Origin of the sequence: Anaerocolumna xylanovorans DSM 12503, assembly GCF_900143645.1 — a bacterium.
Lineage (GTDB): Bacteria > Bacillota > Clostridia > Lachnospirales > Lachnospiraceae > Anaerocolumna > Anaerocolumna xylanovorans.
In genome coordinates this window covers 58,178-84,313 of sequence record NZ_FRFD01000016.1, presented here as the reverse complement: position 1 = coordinate 84,313, position 26,136 = coordinate 58,178, and the positions used below count along the sequence as shown (strand labels likewise).

At 40.8% G+C, this 26,136-nt stretch carries 25 protein-coding genes; 24 read left to right on the top strand and 1 reads right to left on the bottom strand.

The window, feature by feature from the left end:
• The first annotated feature begins 101 nt into the window (after window positions 1-101).
• The 7 genes from dnaK to BUF11_RS25000 all read left to right on the top strand — a co-directional run bounded on the left by dnaK (window position 102) and on the right by BUF11_RS25000 (window position 7,662).
• Entirely contained in the window at window positions 102-1,973 is a 1,872-nt protein-coding gene (gene dnaK, locus BUF11_RS22110; RefSeq protein WP_073591060.1) for a molecular chaperone DnaK, read from the top strand.
• Window positions 1,974-2,150: 177 nt separating this feature from the next.
• Window positions 2,151-3,308, top strand: coding sequence for a molecular chaperone DnaJ (dnaJ, locus tag BUF11_RS22105; RefSeq protein WP_073591059.1), 1,158 nt, complete (start codon window positions 2,151-2,153; stop codon window positions 3,306-3,308).
• 42 nt (window positions 3,309-3,350) lie between these two features.
• Entirely contained in the window at window positions 3,351-4,322 is a 972-nt protein-coding gene (prmA, locus tag BUF11_RS22100) for a 50S ribosomal protein L11 methyltransferase (protein WP_073591058.1), read from the top strand.
• Window positions 4,323-4,328: 6 nt separating this feature from the next.
• Window positions 4,329-5,081: a 16S rRNA (uracil(1498)-N(3))-methyltransferase gene (locus BUF11_RS22095; protein ID WP_073591057.1), complete on the top strand. Its 753-nt coding sequence runs from the start codon at window positions 4,329-4,331 to the stop codon at window positions 5,079-5,081.
• Window position 5,082: 1 nt separating this feature from the next.
• Entirely contained in the window at window positions 5,083-6,243 is a 1,161-nt protein-coding gene (locus BUF11_RS22090) for a cysteine desulfurase family protein (protein ID WP_073591056.1), read from the top strand.
• A gap of 92 nt (window positions 6,244-6,335) precedes the next feature.
• Window positions 6,336-7,511, top strand: a complete 1,176-nt coding sequence (gene thiI / locus BUF11_RS22085) for a tRNA uracil 4-sulfurtransferase ThiI (RefSeq protein WP_073591055.1) — start codon at window positions 6,336-6,338, stop codon at window positions 7,509-7,511.
• Between the two features lie 22 nt (window positions 7,512-7,533).
• Window positions 7,534-7,662 (top strand): hypothetical protein, encoded by a 129-nt coding sequence (locus tag BUF11_RS25000; RefSeq protein ID WP_278277171.1) that lies wholly within the window; start codon window positions 7,534-7,536, stop codon window positions 7,660-7,662.
• Between the two features lie 53 nt (window positions 7,663-7,715).
• Here the strand turns inward: BUF11_RS25000 and BUF11_RS22080 are convergent, their stop codons facing one another.
• On the bottom strand, window positions 7,716-7,949 hold the full coding sequence (locus tag BUF11_RS22080) for an HPr family phosphocarrier protein (protein WP_073591054.1): 234 nt from the start codon (window positions 7,947-7,949) through the stop codon (window positions 7,716-7,718).
• Window positions 7,950-8,143: 194 nt separating this feature from the next.
• Here BUF11_RS22080 and mtaB point away from each other — a divergent pair, with 194 nt between their 5' ends.
• The 17 genes from mtaB (at window position 8,144) to speD (ending at window position 26,127) form a co-directional block, all read left to right on the top strand.
• Window positions 8,144-9,499 carry a tRNA (N(6)-L-threonylcarbamoyladenosine(37)-C(2))-methylthiotransferase MtaB gene (gene mtaB / locus BUF11_RS22075; RefSeq protein ID WP_073591053.1) on the top strand — a complete coding sequence of 452 codons (1,356 nt, stop codon included), beginning with the start codon at window positions 8,144-8,146 and terminating at the stop codon, window positions 9,497-9,499.
• A 73-nt stretch (window positions 9,500-9,572) separates the two neighbouring features.
• On the top strand, window positions 9,573-9,833 hold the full coding sequence (locus BUF11_RS22070) for an IreB family regulatory phosphoprotein (protein ID WP_073272757.1): 261 nt from the start codon (window positions 9,573-9,575) through the stop codon (window positions 9,831-9,833).
• A 91-nt stretch (window positions 9,834-9,924) separates the two neighbouring features.
• On the top strand, window positions 9,925-10,377 hold the full coding sequence (gene ruvX, locus BUF11_RS22065; RefSeq protein ID WP_073591052.1) for a Holliday junction resolvase RuvX: 453 nt from the start codon (window positions 9,925-9,927) through the stop codon (window positions 10,375-10,377).
• A gap of 236 nt (window positions 10,378-10,613) precedes the next feature.
• Complete coding sequence (locus BUF11_RS22060; RefSeq protein ID WP_073591051.1) at window positions 10,614-10,889, top strand: DUF1292 domain-containing protein; 276 nt, start codon at window positions 10,614-10,616, stop codon at window positions 10,887-10,889.
• Window positions 10,890-11,065: 176 nt separating this feature from the next.
• A complete protein-coding gene (locus BUF11_RS22055) occupies window positions 11,066-11,527 on the top strand; it encodes a Fur family transcriptional regulator (protein WP_073591050.1) in 462 nt (153 codons plus the stop codon).
• Between the two features lie 87 nt (window positions 11,528-11,614).
• Entirely contained in the window at window positions 11,615-13,288 is a 1,674-nt protein-coding gene (locus BUF11_RS22050; RefSeq protein WP_073591049.1) for a ribonuclease J, read from the top strand.
• Window positions 13,289-13,388: 100 nt separating this feature from the next.
• Window positions 13,389-13,856 carry an endolytic transglycosylase MltG gene (locus BUF11_RS22045; RefSeq protein WP_073591048.1) on the top strand — a complete coding sequence of 156 codons (468 nt, stop codon included), beginning with the start codon at window positions 13,389-13,391 and terminating at the stop codon, window positions 13,854-13,856.
• An 80-nt stretch (window positions 13,857-13,936) separates the two neighbouring features.
• Window positions 13,937-14,590 carry an O-methyltransferase gene (locus BUF11_RS22040; RefSeq protein ID WP_073591047.1) on the top strand — a complete coding sequence of 218 codons (654 nt, stop codon included), beginning with the start codon at window positions 13,937-13,939 and terminating at the stop codon, window positions 14,588-14,590.
• A 31-nt stretch (window positions 14,591-14,621) separates the two neighbouring features.
• Window positions 14,622-15,866 carry a peptidase U32 family protein gene (locus BUF11_RS22035; protein ID WP_330393925.1) on the top strand — a complete coding sequence of 415 codons (1,245 nt, stop codon included), beginning with the start codon at window positions 14,622-14,624 and terminating at the stop codon, window positions 15,864-15,866.
• A 23-nt stretch (window positions 15,867-15,889) separates the two neighbouring features.
• Window positions 15,890-17,071: an MFS transporter gene (locus BUF11_RS22030; protein ID WP_073591046.1), complete on the top strand. Its 1,182-nt coding sequence runs from the start codon at window positions 15,890-15,892 to the stop codon at window positions 17,069-17,071.
• A gap of 168 nt (window positions 17,072-17,239) precedes the next feature.
• A complete protein-coding gene (locus tag BUF11_RS22025) occupies window positions 17,240-18,067 on the top strand; it encodes a class I SAM-dependent methyltransferase (protein ID WP_073591045.1) in 828 nt (275 codons plus the stop codon).
• A gap of 37 nt (window positions 18,068-18,104) precedes the next feature.
• A complete protein-coding gene (locus BUF11_RS22020) occupies window positions 18,105-18,752 on the top strand; it encodes a VOC family protein (protein ID WP_073591044.1) in 648 nt (215 codons plus the stop codon).
• A 385-nt stretch (window positions 18,753-19,137) separates the two neighbouring features.
• On the top strand, window positions 19,138-21,504 hold the full coding sequence (locus BUF11_RS22015) for an S-layer homology domain-containing protein (protein WP_073591043.1): 2,367 nt from the start codon (window positions 19,138-19,140) through the stop codon (window positions 21,502-21,504).
• 54 nt (window positions 21,505-21,558) lie between these two features.
• Window positions 21,559-23,223: an efflux RND transporter periplasmic adaptor subunit gene (locus BUF11_RS22010; protein WP_073591042.1), complete on the top strand. Its 1,665-nt coding sequence runs from the start codon at window positions 21,559-21,561 to the stop codon at window positions 23,221-23,223.
• Between the two features lie 8 nt (window positions 23,224-23,231).
• Window positions 23,232-23,981: an ABC transporter ATP-binding protein gene (locus BUF11_RS22005; RefSeq protein WP_073591041.1), complete on the top strand. Its 750-nt coding sequence runs from the start codon at window positions 23,232-23,234 to the stop codon at window positions 23,979-23,981.
• Window positions 23,959-25,137 carry an ABC transporter permease gene (locus BUF11_RS22000; protein ID WP_073591040.1) on the top strand — a complete coding sequence of 393 codons (1,179 nt, stop codon included), beginning with the start codon at window positions 23,959-23,961 and terminating at the stop codon, window positions 25,135-25,137. The genes BUF11_RS22005 and BUF11_RS22000 overlap by 23 nt, the downstream gene beginning before the upstream one ends.
• A 186-nt stretch (window positions 25,138-25,323) precedes the next feature.
• The gene (gene speD / locus BUF11_RS21995; RefSeq protein WP_334293034.1) at window positions 25,324-26,127 is read left to right on the top strand and encodes an adenosylmethionine decarboxylase; all 804 of its coding nucleotides are present in this window, start codon (window positions 25,324-25,326) and stop codon (window positions 26,125-26,127) included.
• Window positions 26,128-26,136 lie beyond the last annotated feature (9 nt).

The following is a 26,136-nucleotide window of genomic DNA, read 5'->3' as shown; positions in this document are numbered from 1 at the left end:
GACTTATTTAAGCGAATCACCATTGATTCACTTTCATAAATAGAAAGATTAACAAACATAATAGAAACAAATAACCTATATTATAGAAGGAGGAACAAATCATGGGTAAAATAATAGGAATCGATTTAGGTACTACAAACTCATGTGTTGCAGTAATGGAAGGCGGTAAACCCGTCGTTATCGCGAATACCGAAGGAGTAAGAACAACTCCCTCTGTAGTTGCTTTCACAAAAACAGGAGAAAGATTAGTTGGTGAGCCTGCTAAGCGTCAGGCTGTTACGAATTCAGATAAAACAATTTCTTCTATCAAGAGACATATGGGAACAGATTACAAGGTTACCATTGATGATAAGAAGTATACACCACAGGAAATATCTGCGATGATTCTTCAGAAATTAAAAGCAGATGCAGAAAGTTATTTAGGCGAGAAAGTAACAGAAGCTGTTATTACTGTTCCTGCTTATTTTAACGACGCACAAAGACAGGCAACAAAGGATGCCGGTAAGATTGCGGGACTTGATGTTAAGAGAATTATCAACGAGCCCACAGCAGCAGCTTTGGCATATGGCCTCGATAACGAACATGAGCAGAAAATTATGGTATATGACTTAGGAGGCGGTACCTTCGATGTATCCATCATTGAAATCGGTGACGGTGTTATCGAAGTATTGGCTACTTCCGGTGATAACAGATTGGGCGGTGATGACTTCGATGAAAGAGTCACCAGATATATGATTGAAGAATTCAAGAAAGCAGAAGGGGTAGATTTAGGTCTGGATAAGATGGCACTTCAGAGATTAAAAGAAGCTGCTGAAAAGGCTAAGAAGGAATTATCCTCTGCTACTACAACAAACATAAATCTGCCCTTTATTACCGCAACAGCAGAAGGTCCTAAGCACTTTGACATGAACTTAACCAGAGCAAAATTTGATGAGCTGACACATGATTTAATTGAAAGAACTACCGTTCCTGTTCAGAATGCATTAAGAGATGCCGGACTTACAGCTTCCGAGCTTAAGAAAGTACTCTTAGTAGGCGGTTCTACCCGTACGCCTGCGGTTCAGGATAAGGTTAGACAGTTAACCGGTCAGGAACCTTCCAAGACATTAAATCCGGATGAATGTGTTGCTATCGGTGCTTCCATTCAGGGCGGTAAATTAGCCGGAGATGCCGGTGCAGGAGATATTCTTCTTCTGGATGTAACTCCTCTGTCCTTAAGTATTGAGACAATGGGCGGTGTAGCTACCAGATTAATTGAGAGAAATACAACCATCCCTACCAAGAAGAGCCAGACATTCTCAACAGCCTCCGATAACCAGAGTGCAGTTGATATCAATGTTGTACAGGGTGAAAGACAGTTTGCCAAAGACAACAAGAGCCTTGGACAATTCCGTCTGGATGGAATTCCACCGGCAAGAAGAGGTGTTCCTCAGATTGAAGTTACCTTTGATATTGATGCCAACGGTATCCTGAATGTATCTGCAAAGGATCTGGGAACAGGAAGAGAACAGCACATCACCATTACAGGCGGATCGAACCTTTCCGATTCTGATATCGACAAGGCAGTAAAAGAAGCTGCTGAATACGAAGCACAGGATAAGAAGCGTAAGGAAGCTGTAGAAGTAAGAAATGATGCGGATTCCATGGTATTCCAGACAGAAAAGGCAATAAATGAAGTTGGCGATAAGATTAATGCGGAAGATAAGACCAAGGTTGAGGCTGACTTAAACCACTTAAAGGATTTAATCCAGAAATCCAATCCGGAAGTAATGTCTGAAGGTGAAGTTGCCGATATCAAAGCTGCCAAGGAAAAATTAATGGAAAGCGCCCAGGCTTTATTTGCTAAACTGTATGAACAGTCCCAGGGCGGTCCGGCACCTGATATGTCAGGAGCACAGGGCGGTACAGGAAGTGCAGAAGCAGGAAGCACTTACGGAGACGATGTAGTTGACGGCGATTACAAAGAAGTGTAAGTTTTTGCTTGACGATTCCGGGATAATTCATTAAAATATGATTTGACTTGTCGAATCAGGCGAAAATGCAGATAATTAAAATAGGCAGTCGAAGGACTGCCTATTTCTCGATATAGAGAGTGTGTCCGGCGAAGCTGGATCACACAGCTACATGGGTTTAGGAGGATGGATAATAGTATGGCAGATAAACGTGATTATTACGAAGTGTTGGGGATTTCAAAGACCGCAGCGGACGATGAAATAAAGAAGGCTTATAGACAGCTTGCGAAAAAATATCATCCCGATGCTAATCCGGGAGATAAAGAAGCAGAGATTAAATTTAAAGAAGCTTCGGAAGCCTATGCTGTTTTAAGTGATGCGGAAAAAAGAAGGCAGTATGACCAGTTCGGACACTCTGCCTTTGATGGCGGTGCCGGTGGAGCAGGCGGATTTGATTTTACCAATATGGATATGGGAGATATCTTTGGAGATATCTTCGGAGATTTATTCGGCGGCGGCAGAAGCAGAAGAACCAGCAGCGGACCGATGAAAGGGCCTAATGTCCGTGCGGCTGTAAGGATTACCTTTGAAGAAGCGGTAACCGGTACGGATAAAGAGCTGGATCTGAATTTAAAAGAAGAATGTACCACTTGCCATGGATCGGGAGCAAAACCGGGAACCAGCACTGAGACCTGTAAGAAGTGCGGCGGAAAGGGACAGGTAGTATATACACAGCAGTCACTCTTTGGTATGGTACGGAATGTGCAGACCTGTCCTGACTGTAACGGAAGCGGAAAGGTGATTAAGGATAAGTGCAGTGTATGCTACGGATCAGGATATGTGACCAGAAAGAAGAAGATTCAGGTATCCATTCCTGCCGGTATTGATAACGGGCAGAGTATCCGTATCAGAGAAAAGGGTGAACCTGGAACAAACGGCGGAGAACGCGGTGATTTGTTAGTGGAAGTTACCGTATCACGTCATCCGATCTTCCAAAGGCAGGAGTATGACATTTTCTCAACAGCACCGATATCCTTTGCCAGGGCTGCTTTGGGCGGTGATGTAAAGATTAGTACGGTTGACGGTGATGTACTGTATAATGTAAAACCGGGAACACAAACAGATACGAAGGTAAGGCTTCGCGGAAAGGGAATACCCACTCTGCGTAATAAGCAGGTCAGAGGCGACCATTATGTAACTCTTGTAGTACAGGTTCCCGCAAAGCTTACAGCAGAACAAAAAGACATCCTGCAAAAATTTGAGGAATCAATGGAAGGCAAAGCCGAACCGGAAAGCCATGAAGCAGAGAAAGATAAAGAAAAAGGCAAGAGAAAGCTTTTTGGAAAAGATAAATAAAGTTTTGGAAACAAAAGCATTTAAGCAGTCAGGAGAAAAGGTATGAAGTGGGTAAAGCTAACTCTTAAGACCGTAACGGAGGCAGTTGAGCTGGTAAGTGACATGTTAATGGACTTAGGAATCGAGGGCCTTGAAATCAAAGACAATGTACCGATCACCGAAAGAGAACGCAAGGAATTGTTTATAGATATCCTGCCGGAACTTGACACAGATAACAAAGAAGCTTTTATCAGTTTTTATCTGGAAGAAGGGGATAATGCGAAAGAGGTTATCCGTTCTGTAAAGGAAGGCCTTAGTGAGCTGTCCCAATTTGTTGATACGGGTTCCGGAGAAATAGAAATATCCGAAACAGAGGATACGGACTGGATTAATAACTGGAAGACCTATTTTAAGCCTTTTCGTTTGGATGATAATATCGTGATAAAGCCCACTTGGGAAGAACTTAACGATAAAAAAGACGGAGATATCGTAATAGAACTGGATCCGGGTACTGCTTTTGGGACTGGTTCCCATGAGACGACCAAGCTCTGTATTCTGGCACTGAAAAAGTACCTGACGCCTGGTATGGAGGTATTGGATGTAGGCAGCGGCAGCGGTATACTCTCCATTATTGCATCAAGGCTTGGGGCTAAGAAGGTTCTTGGTACGGATATTGACCCTCATGCGGTAGAGACTTCCATAGAGAATAGAGCTGTTAATAAGATATCAGAGGAAAAGGTGGCTTTTTTAAGCGGAGATATTATATCCGATGATAATTTAAAAGAAACAGTAGGATTTGAAAAGTATGATATCGTTGTAGCAAATATTTTAGCAGACATTATTATTCCGCTGTCCGGGAAAATCGGTATGCATTTAAAATACGGCGGACTTTTTATCAGTTCCGGTATTATTAACATGAAGAAAGAGCAGGTACTTACTGCTGTAAAGGCAAATGGGTTTGAGGTTCTGGCTGTGGAGGAAATGGGTGACTGGGTATCCATTATAGCAAAACACCCTTTTGCAGAAGGGTTATGATAGAATATGCACCGTTTTTACGTGGAAAATAATCAAATACAGGATGGGAATATCACTCTTACAGGAGAGGATGTCAACCATATAAAGAATGTCCTTCGAATGAAAACAGGCGAAAAGGCTGTTCTTTGTAATGGAGAAGGCAAGGATTATTATTGCAGTATTCTTGACATACAAAGCAATAGAGTGGTATTCTCTGTAGAAGAAGAGAAGAATACGGATACCGAACTGGGAGGTAAGATTTACCTCTTTCAAGGGCTGCCCAAAAAAGATAAAATGGAATTGATTATACAGAAGGCGGTAGAGCTTGGAGTATATGAGATTATTCCGGTAATGACGGGCAGGACTGTTGTGAAATTAGAAGATTCCAAGAAAGAGCAAAAGAAGCTGGAACGTTGGCAGGCAATATCGGTGAGCGCCGCAAAGCAGTCAGGAAGAGGCATTATACCAAGGATTACGGGAGTTTATAGCTTTAGGAAAGCTCTGGACTATGCAAAAGACCTGGATATGAAACTGATGCCCTATGAGAATGAAAAAGGAATGCCCTTTACAAGGGAAACACTTGATAAGATAAAGCAGACAGATAACGTTGGTGTTTTTATAGGTCCCGAAGGGGGATTTGAGGAAAAAGAGGTAGAGGAGGCAGGGCTTAACGGCTTTATCCCCATTACTTTAGGAAAAAGGATTTTAAGAACGGAGACGGCTGGACTTACAGCACTTTCTCTCTTAATGATGAAAATGGAAAGTGACGAAAGAGATTAACATGGAAATTTATTTGGATAATGCGGCAACTACAAGACCTTACGATTCGGTAAGAAAGATTATGTCAGATACTCTGGAATTTGAGTATGGGAACCCTTCTTCCATGCATGGCATGGGGGTTAAGGCTGAAAAGTATGTAAAGGAAGCAGCAGAAATCATAGCAAAGAACTTAAAAGCAGACCGGAGAGAGATTATCTTTACCTCCGGCGGAACAGAGAGCAACAATCTGGCTGTTATTGGAACGGCTCTGGCTTTAAAAAGAAGAGGAAACCACATTATCACAACCATGATAGAGCATCCTTCGGTACATAATCCCCTGTTTTTTCTGGAGGAAAATGGTTACAGAGTAAGCTATATACCGGTAGATTCCATGGGAAGGGTAAAGGAAGAGGAGCTGTTAGAGGCGGTATGTGAGGATACCATACTGGTTTCCCTTATGTATGTCAATAATGAAGTTGGCTCTGTTTTGCCTATCAGTGAACTTAGCCGCAAAATCAAAGAAAAAAATCCATCTGTTTATATACATGCAGATGCCATACAGGCTTTTGGAAAATATAAAATTTACCCGGCAAGAGAAGGGATAGACCTTATGTCTGCCAGCGGGCATAAAATACACGGACCAAAAGGCATTGGATTTCTATATGTAAACAGCAAGGTTAAGATAAAGCCCATACTCTTTGGGGGAGGGCAGCAAAAAGGTATGCGTTCCGGTACGGAAAATGTACCCGGAATTGCAGGACTTGGACAGGCAGTCAAAGAATGCTTTTTGGAACAGGAAGAAAGAATACAAAGGCTCTATGAGTTAAAAGAGCATTTTGTTTCCCGGGTGGGAGAAATAGAAGGAACTTATGCAAATTGCATCGGAGAAGATATAAAGAGTACGGCTCCTCATATTGTCAGCATTAGCTTTGAAGGACTCAAGAGCGAGGTGCTGCTTCATGCACTGGAGGATAAAGGAATATATGTTTCGGCAGGTTCGGCCTGTGCTTCCAATCATCCGGGCCTTAGCGGAACCCTAAAGGCAGTGGGAATCAGAAAGGACCTTTTGGATTCCACCCTTCGGTTTAGTTTTTCGGGATTTACAGCCAGAGAAGAAATTGACAGAACAATTGATGTCTTAAAAGAACTGGTTCCGGTTTTGCGTAAATACAGCAGAAGATAACTTTGAAAAGAAAAGTTAGAGATATGGATATCTCCAAACATGGATATAATGAATACCCAATCAAAGATTGAGTATTCAGGAAAGAGGATGGCATGTACAAAGCTTTTTTGATAAAATATGCAGAAATAGGGATTAAGGGCAACAACAGATATCTGTTTGAAAATGCCTTGCGGGATCAGATAAAAAATGCTCTAAAAGAGCTTGGAAATTATCTGGTTACCAAGGAACAGGGGAGAATCTATATAGAATGCCCCGAGGATTATGACTACGAAGAGACCGTAGAAGCCCTTAAAAGGGTATTTGGAATAGCCTGGATATGTCCGGTTATGATAATAGATACAATTGACTGGGAAGAGTTAAAAACTGCTGTGGGTAATTATGTTGAAGAAAGATATCCCGACCGGAATTTTACTTTCAAAATGGAAGCAAAAAGAGCGGATAAGAATTACCCGCTTACTACTCCTGAAATGTGTATGGATATGGGCGGTTACCTTTTGGACCGTTTTCCTGAACTTAAGGTGGACGTGCACAATCCTTTGGTTCGGATTATGGTTGAGGTCAGAACACGCTCTTATGTGTATTCGGAAGTCATTCCGGGTCCTGGCGGTATGCCCGTTGGAACAAGCGGAAAAGCAATGCTTTTGCTTTCGGGAGGAATTGACAGTCCCGTTGCAGGATATATGGTTGCTAAGAGAGGCGTTTCCATTGATGCAGTATATTTTCATGCGCCGCCTTATACCAGTGAGCGTGCCAAAGAGAAGGTAGTGGATCTGGCAAAGCTTATATCACGCTATACAGGGCCTATAAAGCTTCATGTTATAAACTTTACGGATATTCAGCTCTATATCTATGAGAAATGCCCTCATGAAGAGCTGACGATTATTATGAGGCGTTATATGATGAGGATCGCACAGACCATAGCGGAGGAATCAGGCTGCCTTGGGCTGATAACAGGGGAAAGTATCGGGCAGGTTGCCAGTCAGACCCTTCATAGCCTTTCAGCCACCAATGAGGTCTGCACTATGCCGGTATACCGTCCTTTAATTGCCTTTGATAAGCAGGATATTGTAAATATTTCTGAAAAGATTAATACCTATGAGACATCAATTCTGCCCTATGAGGACTGCTGTACCATATTTGTGGCAAAGCACCCTGTGACAAAGCCAAGTACAAAGGTAATCCGTCATTCGGAGAAATTATTGGAAGAAAAAATAGAAGAATTGGTAAAAACAGCTCTTGAGACTGATGAAGTGATCATGGTTAAGTAAAGTACCGGTAGAAAGGTATTGGATGACAAAAAAGAGTCTGGCAAGCCAGACTCTGGCGCTGATACGCCGTCACGCAGTGACAACTTCCCTGGCGCATCATGTGCATCCTGCCCGGAGGGCTTTTTATCTTATAGAGCGTAATTTTCTATAAGATAAAAAAGAGGATACAAATGCTGTATCCTCATTAAGTAACTCTTAACTTCATTATTCAACGATGTAAGGGCTTAAAATGCTAAGAATCTTATCAACGCTTTCTTCATTGTGAATATTTAAGTCAATTGGTTTGGATAAGTCCAAACTGAAAATACCCATGATGGATTTCGCATCAATTACGTATCTGCCGGACACTAAATCAAAATCAGAATCAAACTTTGTTACATCATTTACAAAGGATTTAACCTTATCAATTGAATTAAGAGAGATTTTAACTGTTTTCATTATAACTCCTCCTTTATTATGGATTTTGCTAGGATAATTTTCATATCTTTACTACACATATATACTACAATTTAGGTTTTTAAAAGTCAATATACAAAGTAAATAAAAAAAAGCATGGACGAGGACACTTTGCACGAAAGCAGCAAAGATTGCAGTTATATGCCTGCTGAATCGAAAGTCAGGAAAGGATATAAATGGAGATTCAAAAAAACAGGGATGATAACGCCAAAACAGCAGCATTTCTTACCTTGGGCTGTAAGGTGAATTCCTATGAAACGGAAGGAATAAAAAAATTATTTGAAGAAGATGGCTTTCAAGTGGTTGAATTTCACGAACGGGCAGATGTTTATGTGGTAAATACCTGTACTGTAACCAATATAGCAGACCGTAAATCCCGCCAGATGCTGCACAAAGCCAGAAAAATAAATGATAATGCTATTGTTATCGCAGTAGGCTGTTATGCCCAGGCAGCAGGAGAGCAGCTAAAAGAAGATGAAGCCATTGACATAGTGGTAGGAAATAACAGAAAAAAAGATATCATAAAGATATTAAAAGCCTATATAGATGACAATACTATAGATAGTATCATCGATGTTTCAAAGCCTTTAGAGTATGAGGAACTTGAAATACTTGATATATCCGAAAAAACCAGAGCTTATATAAAAATCCAGGATGGCTGCAACCAATTCTGCTCCTATTGTATCATACCCTATGCCAGAGGAAGAGTAAGAAGCCGGGGAACAGAGTCAATCATGAAGGAAGCAAAGAATCTGGTGGAAAAAGGCTACAAAGAAATCGTGTTGACCGGAATTCATCTTTCTTCTTACGGGATAGATTTTGATAACATTAATATCAGTGACAATTACCATCTTCTTGACTTGATAAAAGAGCTTGATTCCTTGAAAGGACTTGAAAGAATCAGGTTGGGTTCTCTTGAACCAAGGATTGTAACAGAAAGTTTTGTCAAGGAACTGGCAGATTTAAGAACCTTCTGCCCTCATTTTCATCTGTCCCTGCAAAGCGGCTGTGACAGCACTCTTGAGAGAATGAACCGGAAATATACAAGCGGAGAATACTATGAAAAGTGTTGTCTGATTAGAAAGTATTTTAAGAATCCTGCTATTACAACAGATGTTATTGTTGGTTTCCCGGGAGAAACCGAGGAAGAATTCAAAGACACAACAGAATTCTTACAAAAGGTTGCGTTTTCAAAAATGCATATTTTTAAATTCTCACCCAGAAAGGGCACAAAAGCAGCTCTTATGGCAGAGCAGGTAAGGGAGGATAAAAAGGCAGAACGCAGCAATGCCCTGATATCCCTGGGAGAAAAAATGGCAGAGGAATACCAGAAGCTATTTATCGGGAATAAGGAAAAGCTTTTGGTGGAAGAAGAGGTTGTTATTGATGGTATAAAATACCAGGTAGGCCATAACGAAAGATATTTAAAGCTGGCAGTAAAATCAGAGGAAAGCCTGATAAACAGCATACTTTTGGTGACAGTAAAGGAAGTTCTTAACAAAGAAATTATGATTTGTGAAAGTATGGATTGAAATTTGCGCCATTTTATATTAATATATAAGTAAATACATTGTGCGAAACAGTATCAGCAAAGGACGTGAAGTTATGCAGGAGATGAACAATACACAGTTTTTTAAGGTTCAGAAAGAGAATGAGATATCCGTACGAGAGATTATTTCTACCGTATATACAGCCATGACGGAGAAAGGCTATAATCCGGTAAATCAAATAGTAGGATATATTATGTCCGGGGACCCGACCTACATAACGAATCATAAGGGTGCCAGAAGTTTGATTATGAAAGTAGAACGTGATGAAATTCTGGAACAGTTACTCAATGATTACATTGACCGTAATCTGAAATAAATCGTGGCAGACCGTATGTTTTTTTGTGCATCGCGGACAATAAGCAGGAAGGATTATTATACAGGCTTATGTATAATAGAATTTTCACAATATGAGAATTATGGGATTGGATTATGGCTCTGTAACAGTAGGAGTTGCAATTAGTGATGAGCTGTTAATAACAGCACAAGGTATTGAAACAATTAACCGCAAGCAGGAAAATAAATTAAGACAGACCTTAGCCAGAATAGAAGAATTGATTAAGGAATACAAGGTTGATCGTATTGTCTTGGGATATCCTAAGAATATGAATAATACAATTGGTGAGCGTGCTATAAAGTCAGAAGAATTCAAAGAGATGCTGGAGCGAAGAACCGGGCTTCCTGTGGTACTCTGGGACGAAAGGCTTACTACAGTTGCCGCCAGCCAGACTTTAATACTTGGTAATGTAAAAAGAGAAGATAGAAAAGCGGTAGTTGATAAGCTGGCTGCGATTTTGATACTTCAGGGATATTTGGATTATCTAAGTAACAAAGCCAAGTTCAATCTGTCGGAGCCAGTGTGAATGATTGAAAAGCATAATTCACATCCTGATTTGAGGCAGTAAATCATCTGCAAGCAGACGATTTATGCCATGGGAGCCAGTGTGAATTACTGAAAAGCATAATTCACATCCTGATTTGAGGCAGTAAATCATCTGCAAGCAGACGATTTATGCCATGGGAGCTAGTGTAAATTATTGAAAAGGTTGCGTATTCAGGAATACCAAATCAAAGTTTGATATTCACGAAAGAGGTTGAGATGGAAGAACATAAGAATTTGGTGACCTTTATTACAGACGATAATGAAGAAGTTACCTTTTATGTAATTGAGCAGACAAAATTAAATGGGTATACCTATTTACTGGTTACAGACTCACAGGGTGAGGGTGACGACGGTGTGGCGTATATACTGAAAGATATGTCCGCAGACGGAGAGGAGTCCTCTCTGTATACGATAGTAGAAGAGGAAGAGGAATTGAATCTGATAGCAGATATCTTTGAAGAACTGTTAGAAGACGTTGAATTTGAGTCATAAGATGAAAAGTATCATATTAATATGTGCAGTCACATTGAAATGTGACAAAAGTTATAAAAATTAATGAAATATAAAAAGAATGTAATGAGAAAGATATAGAGGTGCAGGTTTTTAGTTAGAGGATTGGTTTTCAGCGATATTATTACTTATCTATGGAAGCGGAAAGGTGATTGGAAATGCCTGATAAAAAAGATCGGTTTAAAATGCTGTTAAAAGAAAAGGGCCTTAAGGTTACCACGCAGCGGGTTGATATATTGGAAGCCTTGGAAATGAGGCCGGATAAGCATTTAACTGCTGAAGAAATCTACGAAATCGTAAAAGAGAAAAATCCGGATATTGGATTGGCTACCGTATACAGAACAATTCAATTGTTGGCTGAATTAAACCTTATTGATAAGCTGAATTTAGGAGATGGTTATGTCCGTTATGAAATTGGAAATATGGACGAGGAAAAGAAAGCCCATCATCATCATCACCTGATTTGTTTAAGCTGTGGGAATGTATTGACTTTTCAGGGAGATTTGCTTGACAACCTTGAAAACCAAATACAAAAATCCATGGGCTTTGAAGTAGTGGATCATGAGGTTAAGATGTATGGCTATTGCAAGGACTGTGCAGCCGAAAGAAAAAAAGAATAATCCTGATAATTCATATCTAATTAAATACTCTGTGCACTTTAAATATGATGGACTTTATTACATAATTAACCATTGGAGGTGCATTGTTTGAAAGAAGAAAACACAAATAAAAAGGGAGTTAAGATTATCCCTTTAGGCGGATTGGAACAGATAGGTATGAATATTACTGCCTTTGAGTACGAGGACAGTATTATTGTAGTAGACTGCGGTCTCTCTTTTCCTGAAGATGATATGCTTGGAATTGATTTAGTAATACCAGATGTCACTTATCTGAAGGAAAACATAAGTAAGGTTAAGGGTTTTGTAATAACCCACGGACACGAGGATCATATCGGGTCATTACCTTATGTATTAAAAGATATTAACGTACCTATTTACGCAACAAAACTTACTATCGGTATTATTGAGAATAAGTTAAAAGAGCATAACCTGTTAAAATCAACCAAGAGAAAAGTTATAAAATATGGGCAGTCCATTAATCTGGGGTGTTTCCGTATAGAATTTATCCGTACAAACCACAGCATTGCGGATGCAGCATCCCTTGCTATCTTTACACCGGCCGGAATTATTGTGCATACCGGCGACTTTAAGGTGGATTATACACCGGTATTTGGCAGTACCATTGATTTACCCCGGTTTGCAGAGCTTGGCAAAAAGGGTGTATTAGCACTTATGTGTGAAAGTACTAATGTAGAAAGACCGGGTTATACCATGTCTGAGCGGACAGTAGGTAAAACCTTTGACAATATCTTTGCAGAAAACAGTAAAAACCGTATTATTGTAGCAACCTTTGCTTCCAACGTAGACCGCATCCAGCAGATTATAAATTCTGCGGAAAAATACGAAAGGAAGGTAGTGATTGAGGGCAGAAGCATGGTAAATATTATTGCAACTGCTTCGGAACTTGGCTATATTACGATGCCAAACAATATCATGATAGATATTGAGCAAATGAAGAGCTACCCGGACGAGAAGATTGTGTTAATCACAACCGGAAGCCAGGGAGAAGTTATGGCGGCACTTCCGAGAATGGCAGCGTCTATTCATAAAAAAGTATCAATTAAGCCAGGAGATACAGTAATATTTAGTTCTACGCCTATTCCCGGAAATGAAAAGTCCGTGTTTAAAGTAATTAATGATTTATCGATGAAAGGTGCCAAGGTAATCTTTCAGGATACCCATGTATCCGGTCATGCCTGCCAGGAGGAAATTAAGCTTATTTATGCGCTTACCAAGCCCAAATATGCAATACCTATCCACGGCGAATACAGGCATTTGATTAAGCATAAAGAATTGGCCCAGACTATGGGAGTTCCCAAGGATAATGTCTTTGTTATATCTTCCGGTGATGTATTGGAAGTATCCGAGGAGCATGCAGGAGTTACAGGAAAGGTGCAGGCACAGGGAATCTTCGTAGACGGTTTGGGTGTTGGAGATGTTGGAAATATTGTTTTGCGCGACAGACAGCATCTGTCCGAAAACGGATTGTTGATTGTTGTTGTGACCCTTGAGAAATATACCAATCAGGTGCTTTCAGGTCCCGACATTGTATCCAGAGGTTTTGTCTATGTCAGAGAATCAGAAAACCTTATGGATGAAGCCAGGAATGTTGTCAGTGATGCTTTGGAAAAGTGTCTTAGCAAGAATACAACAGACTGGGGCAAGATGAAGAATGAAATCAAAGATTCCTTAAGTGATTACTTATGGAAGAAGACGAAACGTAATCCTATGATACTTCCCATTATTATGGAAGTTAATTAATGTGAGAGATAAAAGGCATTTTTCACTTTTTATCTAAGCAGTATCGCAAGCAAGCTTGCGATATGCATGGGAATACGGTCATAAAAAGGAGACAGTTTGTATGGCGGCAAGATCAACCTCTTCGCAAGTGGCTTTGAAGGTAATAAGTACCATATTGAAGATTCTTTTAAACATATTATTTTATACCATCGTGATTATCCTCTTGGTTAAAATAAGCGGTATGGCACATGATTTCGGATATCAGGTCTTCGGAAAGGTAACGGCTTCGGAAGCACCCGGTCATGATGCTGCCATACAGGTTAAAAAAGGGGAATCTACAATGAATATCGCCAGCAAACTGGAGGTAAACGGTATCATCGTTAACAAGTATTCCTTTTTCCTAAAAGCAAAGCTTAAAAAATATAACCTTATGCCAGGAACCTATGAATTAAACACTTCCATGACCTATGACGAAATCTTTAATGTCCTGACGGTACCAAGCTCCGAAGAGGATGCAGAAAATGCGGATGGAAAAGAAAGTAAAGGCAAGGAAGAAAACACAAACAGTACAAACGGTACAAAAAAATGATTATAAGAGGCTGTCTTTATTTATGATTCCATATCATTGATGAAGAACAGCCTTTTGACAGATAAAGGATTGGAGTATTCATGATAGTTGATGAACGTATTACCGCATATATTAATTCCTTAAGCCAGGAATTGCCTTCTTTTCTTAGCATCTTGGAAAAAGAAGCAATAAGAGAAGAAGTGCCTATTATAAAAAAGGAAACACAATCCCTGTTAAGCTTTTTAATAGCTATGAAGAAGCCGGCTCATATTCTGGAAGTCGGTACGGCAGTTGGTTTCTCTGCCCTTTTTATGAGTGAGTGTATGCCGAAGGATTGCGATATCACTACCATTGAGAAAGTTGAAATGCGTCTGGTAAAAGCCAGAGTGAATTTAAAAAGCACAGATAAGGCAGATAAGATACGTCTGCTGGAAGGAGATGCCCTTGCCTTGCTGAAAGAATTGGCAGAAAAAGAGAGCGGGCGTTATGATTTTATCTTCATGGATGCTGCCAAAGCCCAGTATATGAATTATTTTCCGGAAGTTTTAAAGCTGTTGGCAGAAGACGGTATACTGGTAACGGATAATGTGTTACAGGATGGTACCGTTGCCCAGTCCAGATATGGCATAACCAGAAGAGACAGAACAATTCATACGAGAATGAGAGAATACCTGTATACTCTGACCCATTCGGAAGAACTTAGCACGACAGTTCTGCCGGTTGGTGACGGAGTTACGTTAAGCAGAAAGAGATAAGCCCTGCAGATAGAAAGGTTAAGGTAAACATATGTTAATGGAGGATTTAGGATACAAAAAACCGGAATTATTAATTCCTGCAAGCAATTTGGAGGTATTAAAGATAGCAGTACTTTACGGGGCAGATGCAGTCTATATCGGCGGAGAGATGTACGGACTTCGCGCCAAGGCTAAGAACTTTTCTGCCGAAAGCATGAAAGAAGGCATAGCCTTTGCCCATGCCCATGGTAAGAAGGTATATGTGACTGCCAATATCACTGCCCATAATGAGGACTTAGGCGGCATAGAAAAATATTTTAAAGAATTGCGGGAAATGAAGCCGGATGCCATTATTATATCAGATCCGGGCGTATTTGAGATTGCAAAGGAAACGGCACCTGAAATTGAGCTTCATATCAGCACCCAGGCTAATAATGTTAATTATGCAACATACCGCTTCTGGCACCGCCTGGGAGCAAAGCGCGTGGTATCTGCCAGGGAGCTGTCATTAGAAGAAATTAAGGGAATCCGTGATAATATACCGGAAGACCTTGAGATAGAAACCTTTGTTCACGGTGCTATGTGTATGGCGCATTCGGGCAGATGCCTGCTTAGCAATTACTTTACCGGACGGGATGCCAACCGGGGAGCCTGTACGCATCCCTGCCGCTGGAAATACTATCTGGTGGAGGAAACCAGGCCGGGGGAATACCTGCCGGTGGAGGAGAATGAAAGAGGTACGTATATCTTTAATTCCAAAGATTTGTGCATGATAGAATATATCCCTATGTTAGTTGATGCCGGAATTAACAGTTTTAAGGTGGAAGGCAGGATGAAGACAGCTCTTTATGTTGCTTCCGTAGCCAGAACCTACCGGAAGGCAATTGATGATTTCTTTGAAAATCCGGCTCTTTACGAAAAGAATATACCTTATTACAGAGAAGAAATCTCCAAATGTACTTACCGTCAGTTTACTACCGGGTTTTTCTTCGGTAAGCCGGACGCTGATGCCCAAATATATGATAACAACACTTACATTAAAGAATATACCTATTTAGGAATCATAGGAGAGAAAAATAAGGAAGGTTATTACCGTCTGGAGCAGAGAAATAAATTCTGCGCAGGTGATGAAATTGAAGTTATGAAGCCGGACGGCAGGAATCTGATGCTTACTGTAAAAGGCATTCGTGATGAAGAAGGAAATGAAATGGAGAGCTGTCCCCATCCAAAGCAGGTCATTTATGTGGATCTGGGAGAAGGGCTGGAGGAAAATGATATACTAAGAAGAAAAGAATAAAGAGACTTGCAAGGGGAGACATAATGAACCAAAACTATACCAGAACCATACGCGCCTGTTTTATCGGTTATATCGTACAGGCTATCGTAAACAATTTTGTACCGCTGCTTTTTATTACATTACAGACAAGCTATTCGATCTCATTAAGCCAGATTACATTGATTGTTACTCTTAATTTCGGACTGCAATTGCTGGTAGATCTGTTATCTGTCGGATTTATTGACAAGATAGGATACCGTGTATCTGCTGTAGCAGCGCATGTTTTATCCGCAGCAGGACTTATTTCACTGACGGTACTGCCGGAAGTGTTTTCTGATCCCTTTACAGGGCTTGTGACGGCGGTTATGATATATGCGGCAGGCGGTGGTCTTCTGGAAGTTCTGATAAGCCCCATTGTTGTGGCATGTCCTACTGACAATAAGGAGAAGGCTATGAGCATCCTTCATTCCTTTTACTGTTGGGGACAGGTTGGAGTGGTGCTGTTCTCAACCTTGTTTTTCTGCTTTATCGGCATAGAGCACTGGAAGGTTCTTGCCTTATTGTGGGCACTGATTCCTGTATTCAATGGAATTATGTTTATAAAGGTCCCCATTGCACCTTTGATATCCGAGGAAAATGGAGGATTAAGTTTTAGAGAGCTGATAAGGAATAAGACCTTTTGGCTCCTGCTGCTATTTATGGTATGTGCCGGTGCAAGTGAACAGTCTGTAAGCCAGTGGGCTTCTGCTTTTGCAGAGCGGGGGCTTGGCATAAGCAAGACCATGGGAGATTTGACAGGGCCAATGCTGTTTGCCATAATGATGGGAACCTCCAGAGTATTTTACGGAAAATACGGAGAAAAGATTAATCTTAAAAGGTTTATGTTTTATAGCAGCCTGCTTTGCATGGCATCCTATCTGGTGATTTCCTTATCGCCTGTTCCGGTTCTGGGGTTAATCGGCTGTGGGCTGTGCGGCTTGTCCGTCGGGATTCTATGGCCCGGTACCTTTAGTATGGCCGCGCTGACCATCAGAGGGGGAGGCACCGCAATGTTTGCGTTTCTTGCCCTTGCGGGAGATTTAGGATGTTCTGCCGGACCGACACTGGTCGGAAGTGTGTCCTCATACTTTGATAATAATTTAAAATCAGGAATTCTTGCAGCCATTGTATTTCCTGTAATTCTTCTTATCGGGCTTTTGCCTAAGAAAAGAAAACTATATACATAAAGAATCCGGAGGGGTGTCCCAAAAGTCAGTTTACCCAGTTATGAGACACTCTTTTATTTATTATATTAATGCTTTCCATTTTGGAAATCAATTGGTATAATACATGTAGGTTAGTCATAACTAACAATGTGATGTCATATATTGTTTGGTTATAAGAAAGGAGTCTATATGGAACAAAAAATAACACTGCAGAAGCAGACGGTACAAAGTACCATGCTTCTGCCTCTTTGGGGGCGTGCTGTAGCCAGTGAGAAGAACCCTGATATTCTTTACGACCGGCAGGCAATTGATATTATCAAGAACTGTGACTACGATTTTAGCAGCATTGCAAAGACCTTTGGTGAATTCGGAGGAATTTGTTATGTGGTCCGTGCCCGAAAAATGGAAGATGCCATCCGGCAGTTTATCAAAAAGCATCCCCGGGCTACGATAGTAAATATTGGCGCAGGCTTGGATACTTCATTTTCCCGGGTGGATAATGGAACCATCAGGTGGTACAATCTGGATCTGCCCGACTCCATTGCTTTCCGTCAGAGCTTTATACCGGACTCAGAGCGAAATGTCAGTATTGCAAAATCCCTGTTTGATACTTCCTGGTTTGACCAGGTAAGTTTTAATCCGCAGGATGGTATCTTCTTTATTTCCGGTGGTGTATTTTATTATTTTAAAGAAGAGCAGCTGCAGGAAATATTCTGTTCCATGGCCAAACGTTTTCCGGGGGGAGAACTGTATTTTGACGCCGAATCCAGGCAGACGGTAAAGAAATCCAACCGTATGGTTCAAAAGACCGGAAATAAAGGTGCCATAATGTATTTTTGCGTGAACAATGCGAAGGAACTTGAAAACTGGTCTCCTCTTATTCATCTGGTTTCCTGTGAGAAGTATTTCAAGGGCATTCCGTTCAATCCCCAGTGGAGTTCGGGGATTCGTTTCATGGCCAGGGTTTCAGACTGGATGGGAATGATGAAGTTTGTACATCTGGGTTTTGCAGAGTAGAACAAGGGAAAATCGTCGTAAAGGAGGAGCACGGACATTGAAGGTCAGCCATATTATATATAAAGTAAGCGACTTGGAAGAGGCGGTAAGGGAATTTAAAGACCGGGGTTTTGAGGTGGAAATGGGTTCAAAGAAAAATCCTTACAATGCGATTATCTATTTCTCGGAAGGCCCCTATCTGGAACTCCTTGCTTCCAGCGGAATGCCTAAGTTCTTCAAAAGCCTTTTGCGTTGTTTTGGAAAGGGCAGATTTGCAGACCGGCTGGACTATTGGGATACCCATAAAGGGGGACCCTGTGCAGTGGCGCTTGAGAACTACAGAAAAGACCTTAACGAAGAATCGGCTGTGCTTAAACGGAATAATCAGGGATATTTTCAGATGAATTCCAGAAGGAATGACACAAAGGGGAGAAAACTCCGCTTTACCTGTCTGTTTCCCGATGAAATGCAGATTCCGTTTTTTATGACCTATTTTAATATTGACCCCAAGCCAAAGAATTTTGTTCATGCAAACGGGGTGAAACGGATTAAAAATATATCCTTTGGAACCAGGGAGCAGTTCATTCCTATTATCGATGAGCTGTGTGATGATAATACTCTTACGGTGTTTACAGGAGATGGGGTAAAGGATCTGGAGTTTGAATATACCGCCGGTATGGAGGGGCACAAGGTTGATTTAAGGTAGCAGGGAGAACATAAATTATATTTTTGTGATAAAAGCCACTTTATATGAAGTGGCTTTTTAGATTTCTTAATAAAGCAAACTATAGATTTGGAGCGCTTTTGTTGATTTCAAGGACATTCAGAAAAAGTGGAGTGGCCAATGTGACAAAATTGTAAGGTAAAAGATTCCATTTGTAATATAAATCTATGGCATATATAGCTTCCATGATTTATAATTTTCATGAGCAAATGAATGATTTTACCCATTCTTTGGAGTTTCTTTAGAGAATTATAATCTATAAGTAAGATTTTATTAATGATTAAATTCATATGATATGGTAAAATATTCATGTTTTACATAGGTATCAAAGAAAATTACTATAAATATGATGCAAGGAGACATGAGAGTGAAAAAGAAGATGCTTTGTTTCATCATGGCAGCTGTAATGTCGGTGATGGCGGTAACAACAGTAACAAAAGGGGAGGTTCAGGCTGCCGCAGATACCGATAAGAAAGCGGAAACTGCAGCAGGCTTTCAGTATGAATCAGGAAATATTGATATTTCCGTCAAGGTTATGGAAATGTTGGGGATAATAAGTGAAACCGCAGCGGGGGATCAGGGAGAGAAGAAAAAGGTAACCCGTGAAGAATTTGCTAAAATGTTGGTCCAGGCATCCAGTTATGCCGGAAAGGTCAGCAGTGGTGCCAGTTCAAGAATCTTTACGGATGTATCTCCGAACAGTAAGTATTCCGGCTATATTAAGCTTGCTGTCAGCAAGGGATGGATGAGCGGCTATCTGGGAGGCAAATTTAAGCCCAAGCAGCCCGTAACGCTGGAAGAGGCTATCAATGGTGCCGTTTTGCTGCTCGGGTACAGTAATGCAGATTTTGAAGGGAATATTGCCGATGCAAAATACAGTCTTTATCTGGATAAGGATTTAAACAATAACATTGGTTTAAAGCGGAGCGGCGCTCTGAAAAGAGTAGACTGTAAGAACTTATTCTACAATATCTTAAAGGCAAAAAGTAAAGAGGGTACTTTATATGGGGAAGTATTCGGATTTGCATTGAATTCAAGGGGAGAGATTGATTATGATAAGAAGGTTAATGAATCATTAAAGGGACCTATTTTTGTGAATTCAAAGTGGGAGAGCTTATTACCCTTTAAGGTAAATAAGACAAAACTATATAAGAATAAGGTACTCTGTGATAAAGCAGATCTTAAAACAGGAGATATTCTCTATTACTCTACACTCTTAAAGACGGTATGGGATTTTGATTCAAACGGTGATATCGACTATAAGACGCTTCTTGATAATACCAAAAAAGGTCCTTTTCTTTTGGGAAGCAGCTGGAAGGAGAAACTGCCGTTTAGTACGGCATCTGCCAGTATTTATAAAAATGACAAACCGGCAAAAGTGTCTGATATTACCAGCAATGATGTCTTATATTATTCCAAGGAAGCAAAGACAATCTGGGCATATGATGAAAAGGGAAATATGGATTATTTAGGTATTTTAAATAAATACAAAAAGGGTCCCTTTATAGCAAAGAGTAATTTTTCAGAAAGCCTGCCGCAGGAGGTAAGGGGCGGAAAAGTATATAAAAACGGTGAGTTAAGTGATATCGGCAAGATAACAGATTATGATGTGGTTTATTATTCCAAAGAATTAAAAACCATATGGATTTATGACACTAAGGTCTATGGAGTTTATGAAGGGGTAAAACCCAATAAAGTAGCCCCCACGGAAATTGTTGTGGCAGGAAACACTTATCAGATAGGCAGCCAGGCTGTAGGGTATGACTTATCTGCCCAGGGAAGCATTAAGGAAGGCATGCGAGTTGTACTGCTTATGGGAGATGACGGAACAGTGGCAGGCATTATACCGTCTGAAACCCTCCAGCCTGTAATGGCCGGATACATATTAAAAGTAGGGAAACATGTTTCAAAGGATGCTGCAGGAAAATCCGATCTGAATAACTATGTCCGTGTTGTAGATACCAGCGGGAATGAGCAGGAATATGATACAAAGCTTACAAATCTGATGGAAGGCGATGTGGTAGAGATAAAGTATACATCAGGCGAGGCAGTAGTGTCCAAAGCTCCCTCACCAGTTATCAGAGGACAGGTAAACAGTGATGCCACCCGTGTTTCGGGTATGGCAATAGCGGCCAATGCCAGAATTATTGACGTGACAAAGGGCGGCTATATCAGAGTAAGTGTAAAAAGGCTGGCAGATATGGAACTCGGCAGTATAAACGTTTTATACTGCGGCGTTAATAAGAATAATGAGATTACAGATTTAATATTGTCCGATGCAACTGGTGACCTCTTCCAGTATGGTATCCTGTTAACTTCTGTGATGACAGACCAGACAGATTTCATACCGGGGCTTGGAGAATACACCCAAAAGATTGGCAATTATACTTATGATCTTTACGGTACCCAATATTCTTATACTGCCCAGGGAGTCAGCTTTAGCGTAGCCACAGGGGCAAAAGGATTCTTAATTAACAACGGTGAAATAAAAGCATTTAAGGAATTGTACCGGATTTTGGTTGGTTCCATTGAAAAGAACCAGGTTCGGGCCGGTGAGGCATCTTATCCGATTTCAGACAAAGTTGCTGTATATGTCTACAGCAACAATAAGTATTATTCCGCTAAGCTTTCCGATATTACCACTAACCAGCAAGAATATCACATGGAAGCCTTTATTGATAAGATAAACCAAGAAGGCGGCGTAATCAGGGTTATTGTTGCAACTAAGAAATAACGATTGCCGGGAGGCGGACATTTTTCAACTACATATTCAGCATGGAGGTTTAGTATGGCAAAAAAGGAAGCAAACAGTGAGAAGCAAAAGCGGAAGATAAATTTTAAAAATATAAGATGGAAGAAAATTATTAAATACGGCATTATCCTTATTGTTATTGTTTTAATAATATCAAAGGCTATTGGATATTTTAAGCCATCAGGCCATCAGGTACAGACGGAGGTACAGACCTCTGCGGTGGCGGCGGGAAATATAGAGAGTATGTTAAGCGGCAAGGGTACCATAGAACCTTTGGATAAGTATGAAGTAAATGCACTGGTAAAGGGAGAAGTGCTGGATGCTCCTTTTGAGGAAGGCGATATGGTCAAAAAGGGAGATATTCTGTATCAGATAAGCACCAAAGATGTGGAAAACAGTATTGAAAATGCTTCCTTATCCCTTCAAAAGGCAGAAAAGACCTATAATGATACCTTAACGAAGCTGGGAGAATTAGAGGGAACTGCCAAGATATCCGGCTATGTAAAAAAATTGTATGTAAAGACAGGGGATAGTATACAGACTGGTACCAATATTGCAGATATTTACGACGGGGACTATATGTACCTGGATGTACCGTTTCTTTCTTCCCTGGTAAATGACGGATTGATTGGGAAAAAAGCAAGTATTTCTATGGCTACTACAATGGAAGTGCTGAATGGAACAGTTACGGCAGTAAACGATATGGAAGAAACTCTTCCCGGAAGCATTTCTGTTAAGAAGGTAACTGTTAAGGTTAAGAACCCTGGAGGATTAACGGTTGGAGACACTGCCCTGGCAAGTATCGGAAAGGAGCAATGTGCCGGAAGCGGTACTTTCCGTGCCGGTATAGAGCAGACTATAACGGCAGAAGGATCAGGAAAAATAAGCACCTTAAATCTGAAGGAAGGCAAATACATGAAAAAGGGAAGTGTAATTTACACCTTTTCTTCCAAGGATGCCGACAATGCAATAGAAGACAGTAAGCTGACTTTAAAAGAAGCAGAGCTGGCGCTTAAGAATCAGAAAAACCAGCTGGATAATTACAGTATCAAATCCCCTATCTCCGGACAGGTAATTCTTAAAAATAAGAAAAAGGGTGATACCATAGATCCATCAACAGACAGTGCAAAAGGAGCCCTTGCGATTGTTTATGATTTATCGGCTATGACCTTTCGGATGAATGTGGATGAACTGCAAATCAGGAATATTTCAGTTGGCCAAACGGTAAAAATTACAGCAGATGCCCTTCCTGGAGAAGAAATAGAAGGCAAGGTGGAGAAAATCGGTTTAAACAGCACCACTACCAATGGAGTAAGCACCTACCCGGTTACCATCCGTATTGATAAAATCGGAAATCTTCTTCCCGGAATGAATATTACAGGAAAGATTATAACAGCAAAGGCTGATAATGTTCTTACAATACCTGCCGGAGCGGTTATGCGTGATAATGTGGTATATGTAAAATCTGCTCAGAAAGAAGCGCAGGAAGGGAAGAGCAAGGCCGTTAGTGCAGACGGTGTACCGGAAGGTTTTCGTGAGGTAAAGGTAGAGGTCGGAATCAGCGACGGAACGAATGTGGAAATTAAGTCCGGCCTGAAAGAAGGTGATGAAGTCTATATCCCTTATGTAGATACCAGCGGGACTGGTGCGGGCGGTATGGGCTACTACTACAGCAGTGACACAGAAACCGTGACAGAATAGGAGGAGACATGGACGCAGCGCCTTTAATTGAAATGATTGATATACAGAAGGTATATGAAATGGGCGACACCCAGGTCAGGGCCAATGATGGCATCACTCTGAAAATCCATCAGGGAGAATTCGTAGCAATTGTCGGGAAATCCGGAAGCGGTAAATCAACCCTGATGAATATTATCGGAGCATTAGATACTCCTACCAGCGGAAAATATATCTTAAACGGTCAGGATGTAAGTAAAATGAAAGGGGATTATCTGGCTGAAATACGGAATAAAATGATTGGTTTCGTATTCCAGCAGTATAACCTGTTACCTAAGCAGAATCTGTTAGAGAATGTTTCCCTCCCCCTTTTATATGCCGGAATGAGTGAGGGAAAACGAAAGAAAAGGGCACTGGAGGTTTTAGAGAAGGTAGGAATCGGTGACAAGTGGAGAAACCAGCCTAATCAGTTATCAGGCGGGCAGCAGCAGAGAGTATCCATTGCAAGAGCATTGGCAGGAAGGCCCTCCCTCATCCTGGCGGATGAACCTACCGGAGCACTGGACTCCCGTACCAGCAGAGAGGTATTGGATTTATTAAAGGAGCTGAACAGGGAAGGAAATACCATTATACTGATTACCCATGACAATTCTATTGCAGCCGAGGCAAAAAGAGTAGTCCGGATTATGGATGGTAAGATTACTTTTGATGGAAAGGTTGAAAACTACAAAGCCACTATAAAGGAAGGGGAGGAAGAGCATGAACCCGATACAGGTATTTAAACTCTCCTGGAGCAGCATTATAAGCCATAAAATGCGGTCTTTCCTTACGATGTTAGGTATGATTATTGGTGTTGCCTCCGTTATTATCATGGTAAGTCTTATGCAGGGCATGACACAAGAGATGATATCCTCTTTCGGCTCCATGGGAGTAAATAACGTTACGGTAACCCTAATGGGACGAAACGGGGATATTATAATTACGGAAAAGGATATGTATGCTTATGCCAAAAAGCATAAGGATACCGTGAAAGCAGTAATTCCCAATGTTGCTTTTCAGACTACCGTAAAGGGAACGGCCGATAAGCTAGAGGGAATCACTGTTACCGGTGTGGATGAAAAATATGCTGCCCTGAATGAAAAAAAGGTAGAAAAGGGAAGCTTTATCAGTTATATGGATGTATCCAATCTTGAGAAGACTTGTGTCATCGGAAGCTATGTTGATTTAAGGGTGTTTCATCAAAAGGCGAAAGTAGGAGATATTCTTAAAATCGACGGGGAAGCATATACCATAAAAGGAATTCTGAAAGAAACCGCCAACAACGTGGAATGGTCCGATGATAATTGTATTTACATACCCTATACAACGGCAGCAAGACAGGCGAATATCGGAAGCATCACAAGCTATTTTTTTATGGCAAAAGATACCGGCTCGGTAGAAAAGGTAACTTCCGACCTTAATGATTATCTTTATAAGATTTATCATGACAAGAAATTCTATTCTGCAACCAATCTCATTGATATGCTAAAGGAAATAAATATGCAGATTGGAATGATGACCGCCCTTCTTGCGGGAATTGCCGGAATATCCCTTTTGGTAGCCGGAATCGGAATTATGAACATCATGCTGGTATCGGTAACTGAAAGAACCAGGGAAATCGGTATCAGGAAATCCCTTGGAGCCAAGAAAAAAGACATTATGCGGCAATTTGTCATGGAAGCTGGAATGACCAGCGGAATCGGAGGAATAGCCGGAATTCTCCTGGGGGCTTTTGCAAGTATACAAATTGGCAAGCTCATTGGCTTTAATGCAGCACCGAGTCTGTCCGTTGTGCTGGTATCCTTTGGAATATCCGCCGGTATCGGCATCCTGTTCGGATATTTGCCGGCAAATAAGGCAGCAAAGTTAAACCCCATTGAAGCCTTAAGAAGTGAATAAAATACATGATTATTAAGATATGCAGTATCCGGAGCCGGCTTAGAAAGGCTCCCGGATACTGCTGTTTTTTATATTTTTATTTTTACAGGCTTTTTAGAAAGCCTTATCGAAAATCACATTGATTTTTAAGCGTAAACATGCTACAATGTAAACCGATTATGTGATAGAAAGGTTGTGATGTTAGGGTTGGAGAAAAAGCTGGCTTTGTATGGCTTTAACAACCTCACAAAAACACTTAGCTTCAACATCTATGATGTTTGCTATGCAAAAAGTGAGAGAGAGCAAAAGGATTATATTGCTTACATTGATGAACAGTATAATTCCGAAAGATTAACAAAAATCTTATGTGATGTAACACAGATGATTGGAGCACATATACTGAATATCTCAAAACAGGATTATGATCCCCAGGGAGCTTCTGTTAATATTTTAATTGCAGAAGGTGACCTTTCCTCGGAGCATATTGATGAATCCTGCAATCAGGGGAAATACACCGACCATTTAAGAGATACAGTACATGCGCACCTGGATAAAAGTCATGTTACAGTGCACACTTTTCCGGAGTATCATCCTGATAACTCCATATCCACTTTTCGTGTAGATATTGACGTGTCTACCTGCGGCGAAATATCACCGCTTAATGCACTGGATTATCTGATTGGGAGTTTTGATTCGGACATTATAACCATTGATTACAGAGTCAGAGGCTTCACAAGAGATGTTGAGGGCAAAAAATATTATATCGACCACGATATAACTTCCATACAGGATTATATTGATGATGTAACGCTGACCAAATACGATGCGATTGATGTGAATGTATACCAGTCAAATATCTTTCACACCAAGATGCTCATTAAAGAAATAGAGCTGCAGAATTATCTGTTTAATCTGGATGTGTATGAGTTGCCGCCCAAGCAAAGGCTTGAGATTACCAGTAACCTGCGTAAAGAGATGATCGAGATATTCAGCGGCATGAATATATACTAACTGGAGGAG

What these genes read in the sequence shown, in the direction of transcription:
- dnaK (WP_073591060.1), top strand. Translation starts at nt 102, where the DNA reads ATGGGTAAAATAATAGGAATCGATTTAGGTACTACAAACTCATGTGTT.
- dnaJ (WP_073591059.1), top strand. Translation starts at nt 2,151, where the DNA reads ATGGCAGATAAACGTGATTATTACGAAGTGTTGGGGATTTCAAAGACC.
- prmA (WP_073591058.1), top strand. Translation starts at nt 3,351, where the DNA reads ATGAAGTGGGTAAAGCTAACTCTTAAGACCGTAACGGAGGCAGTTGAG.
- BUF11_RS22095 (WP_073591057.1), top strand. Translation starts at nt 4,329, where the DNA reads ATGCACCGTTTTTACGTGGAAAATAATCAAATACAGGATGGGAATATC.
- BUF11_RS22090 (WP_073591056.1), top strand. Translation starts at nt 5,083, where the DNA reads ATGGAAATTTATTTGGATAATGCGGCAACTACAAGACCTTACGATTCG.
- thiI (WP_073591055.1), top strand. Translation starts at nt 6,336, where the DNA reads ATGTACAAAGCTTTTTTGATAAAATATGCAGAAATAGGGATTAAGGGC.
- BUF11_RS25000 (WP_278277171.1), top strand. Translation starts at nt 7,534, where the DNA reads ATGACAAAAAAGAGTCTGGCAAGCCAGACTCTGGCGCTGATACGCCGT.
- BUF11_RS22080 (WP_073591054.1), bottom strand. Translation starts at nt 7,949, where the DNA reads ATGAAAACAGTTAAAATCTCTCTTAATTCAATTGATAAGGTTAAATCC.
- mtaB (WP_073591053.1), top strand. Translation starts at nt 8,144, where the DNA reads ATGGAGATTCAAAAAAACAGGGATGATAACGCCAAAACAGCAGCATTT.
- BUF11_RS22070 (WP_073272757.1), top strand. Translation starts at nt 9,573, where the DNA reads ATGCAGGAGATGAACAATACACAGTTTTTTAAGGTTCAGAAAGAGAAT.
- ruvX (WP_073591052.1), top strand. Translation starts at nt 9,925, where the DNA reads ATGAGAATTATGGGATTGGATTATGGCTCTGTAACAGTAGGAGTTGCA.
- BUF11_RS22060 (WP_073591051.1), top strand. Translation starts at nt 10,614, where the DNA reads ATGGAAGAACATAAGAATTTGGTGACCTTTATTACAGACGATAATGAA.
- BUF11_RS22055 (WP_073591050.1), top strand. Translation starts at nt 11,066, where the DNA reads ATGCCTGATAAAAAAGATCGGTTTAAAATGCTGTTAAAAGAAAAGGGC.
- BUF11_RS22045 (WP_073591048.1), top strand. Translation starts at nt 13,389, where the DNA reads ATGGCGGCAAGATCAACCTCTTCGCAAGTGGCTTTGAAGGTAATAAGT.
- BUF11_RS22040 (WP_073591047.1), top strand. Translation starts at nt 13,937, where the DNA reads ATGATAGTTGATGAACGTATTACCGCATATATTAATTCCTTAAGCCAG.
- BUF11_RS22035 (WP_330393925.1), top strand. Translation starts at nt 14,622, where the DNA reads ATGTTAATGGAGGATTTAGGATACAAAAAACCGGAATTATTAATTCCT.
- BUF11_RS22030 (WP_073591046.1), top strand. Translation starts at nt 15,890, where the DNA reads ATGAACCAAAACTATACCAGAACCATACGCGCCTGTTTTATCGGTTAT.
- BUF11_RS22025 (WP_073591045.1), top strand. Translation starts at nt 17,240, where the DNA reads ATGGAACAAAAAATAACACTGCAGAAGCAGACGGTACAAAGTACCATG.
- BUF11_RS22010 (WP_073591042.1), top strand. Translation starts at nt 21,559, where the DNA reads ATGGCAAAAAAGGAAGCAAACAGTGAGAAGCAAAAGCGGAAGATAAAT.
- BUF11_RS22005 (WP_073591041.1), top strand. Translation starts at nt 23,232, where the DNA reads ATGGACGCAGCGCCTTTAATTGAAATGATTGATATACAGAAGGTATAT.
- BUF11_RS22000 (WP_073591040.1), top strand. Translation starts at nt 23,959, where the DNA reads ATGAACCCGATACAGGTATTTAAACTCTCCTGGAGCAGCATTATAAGC.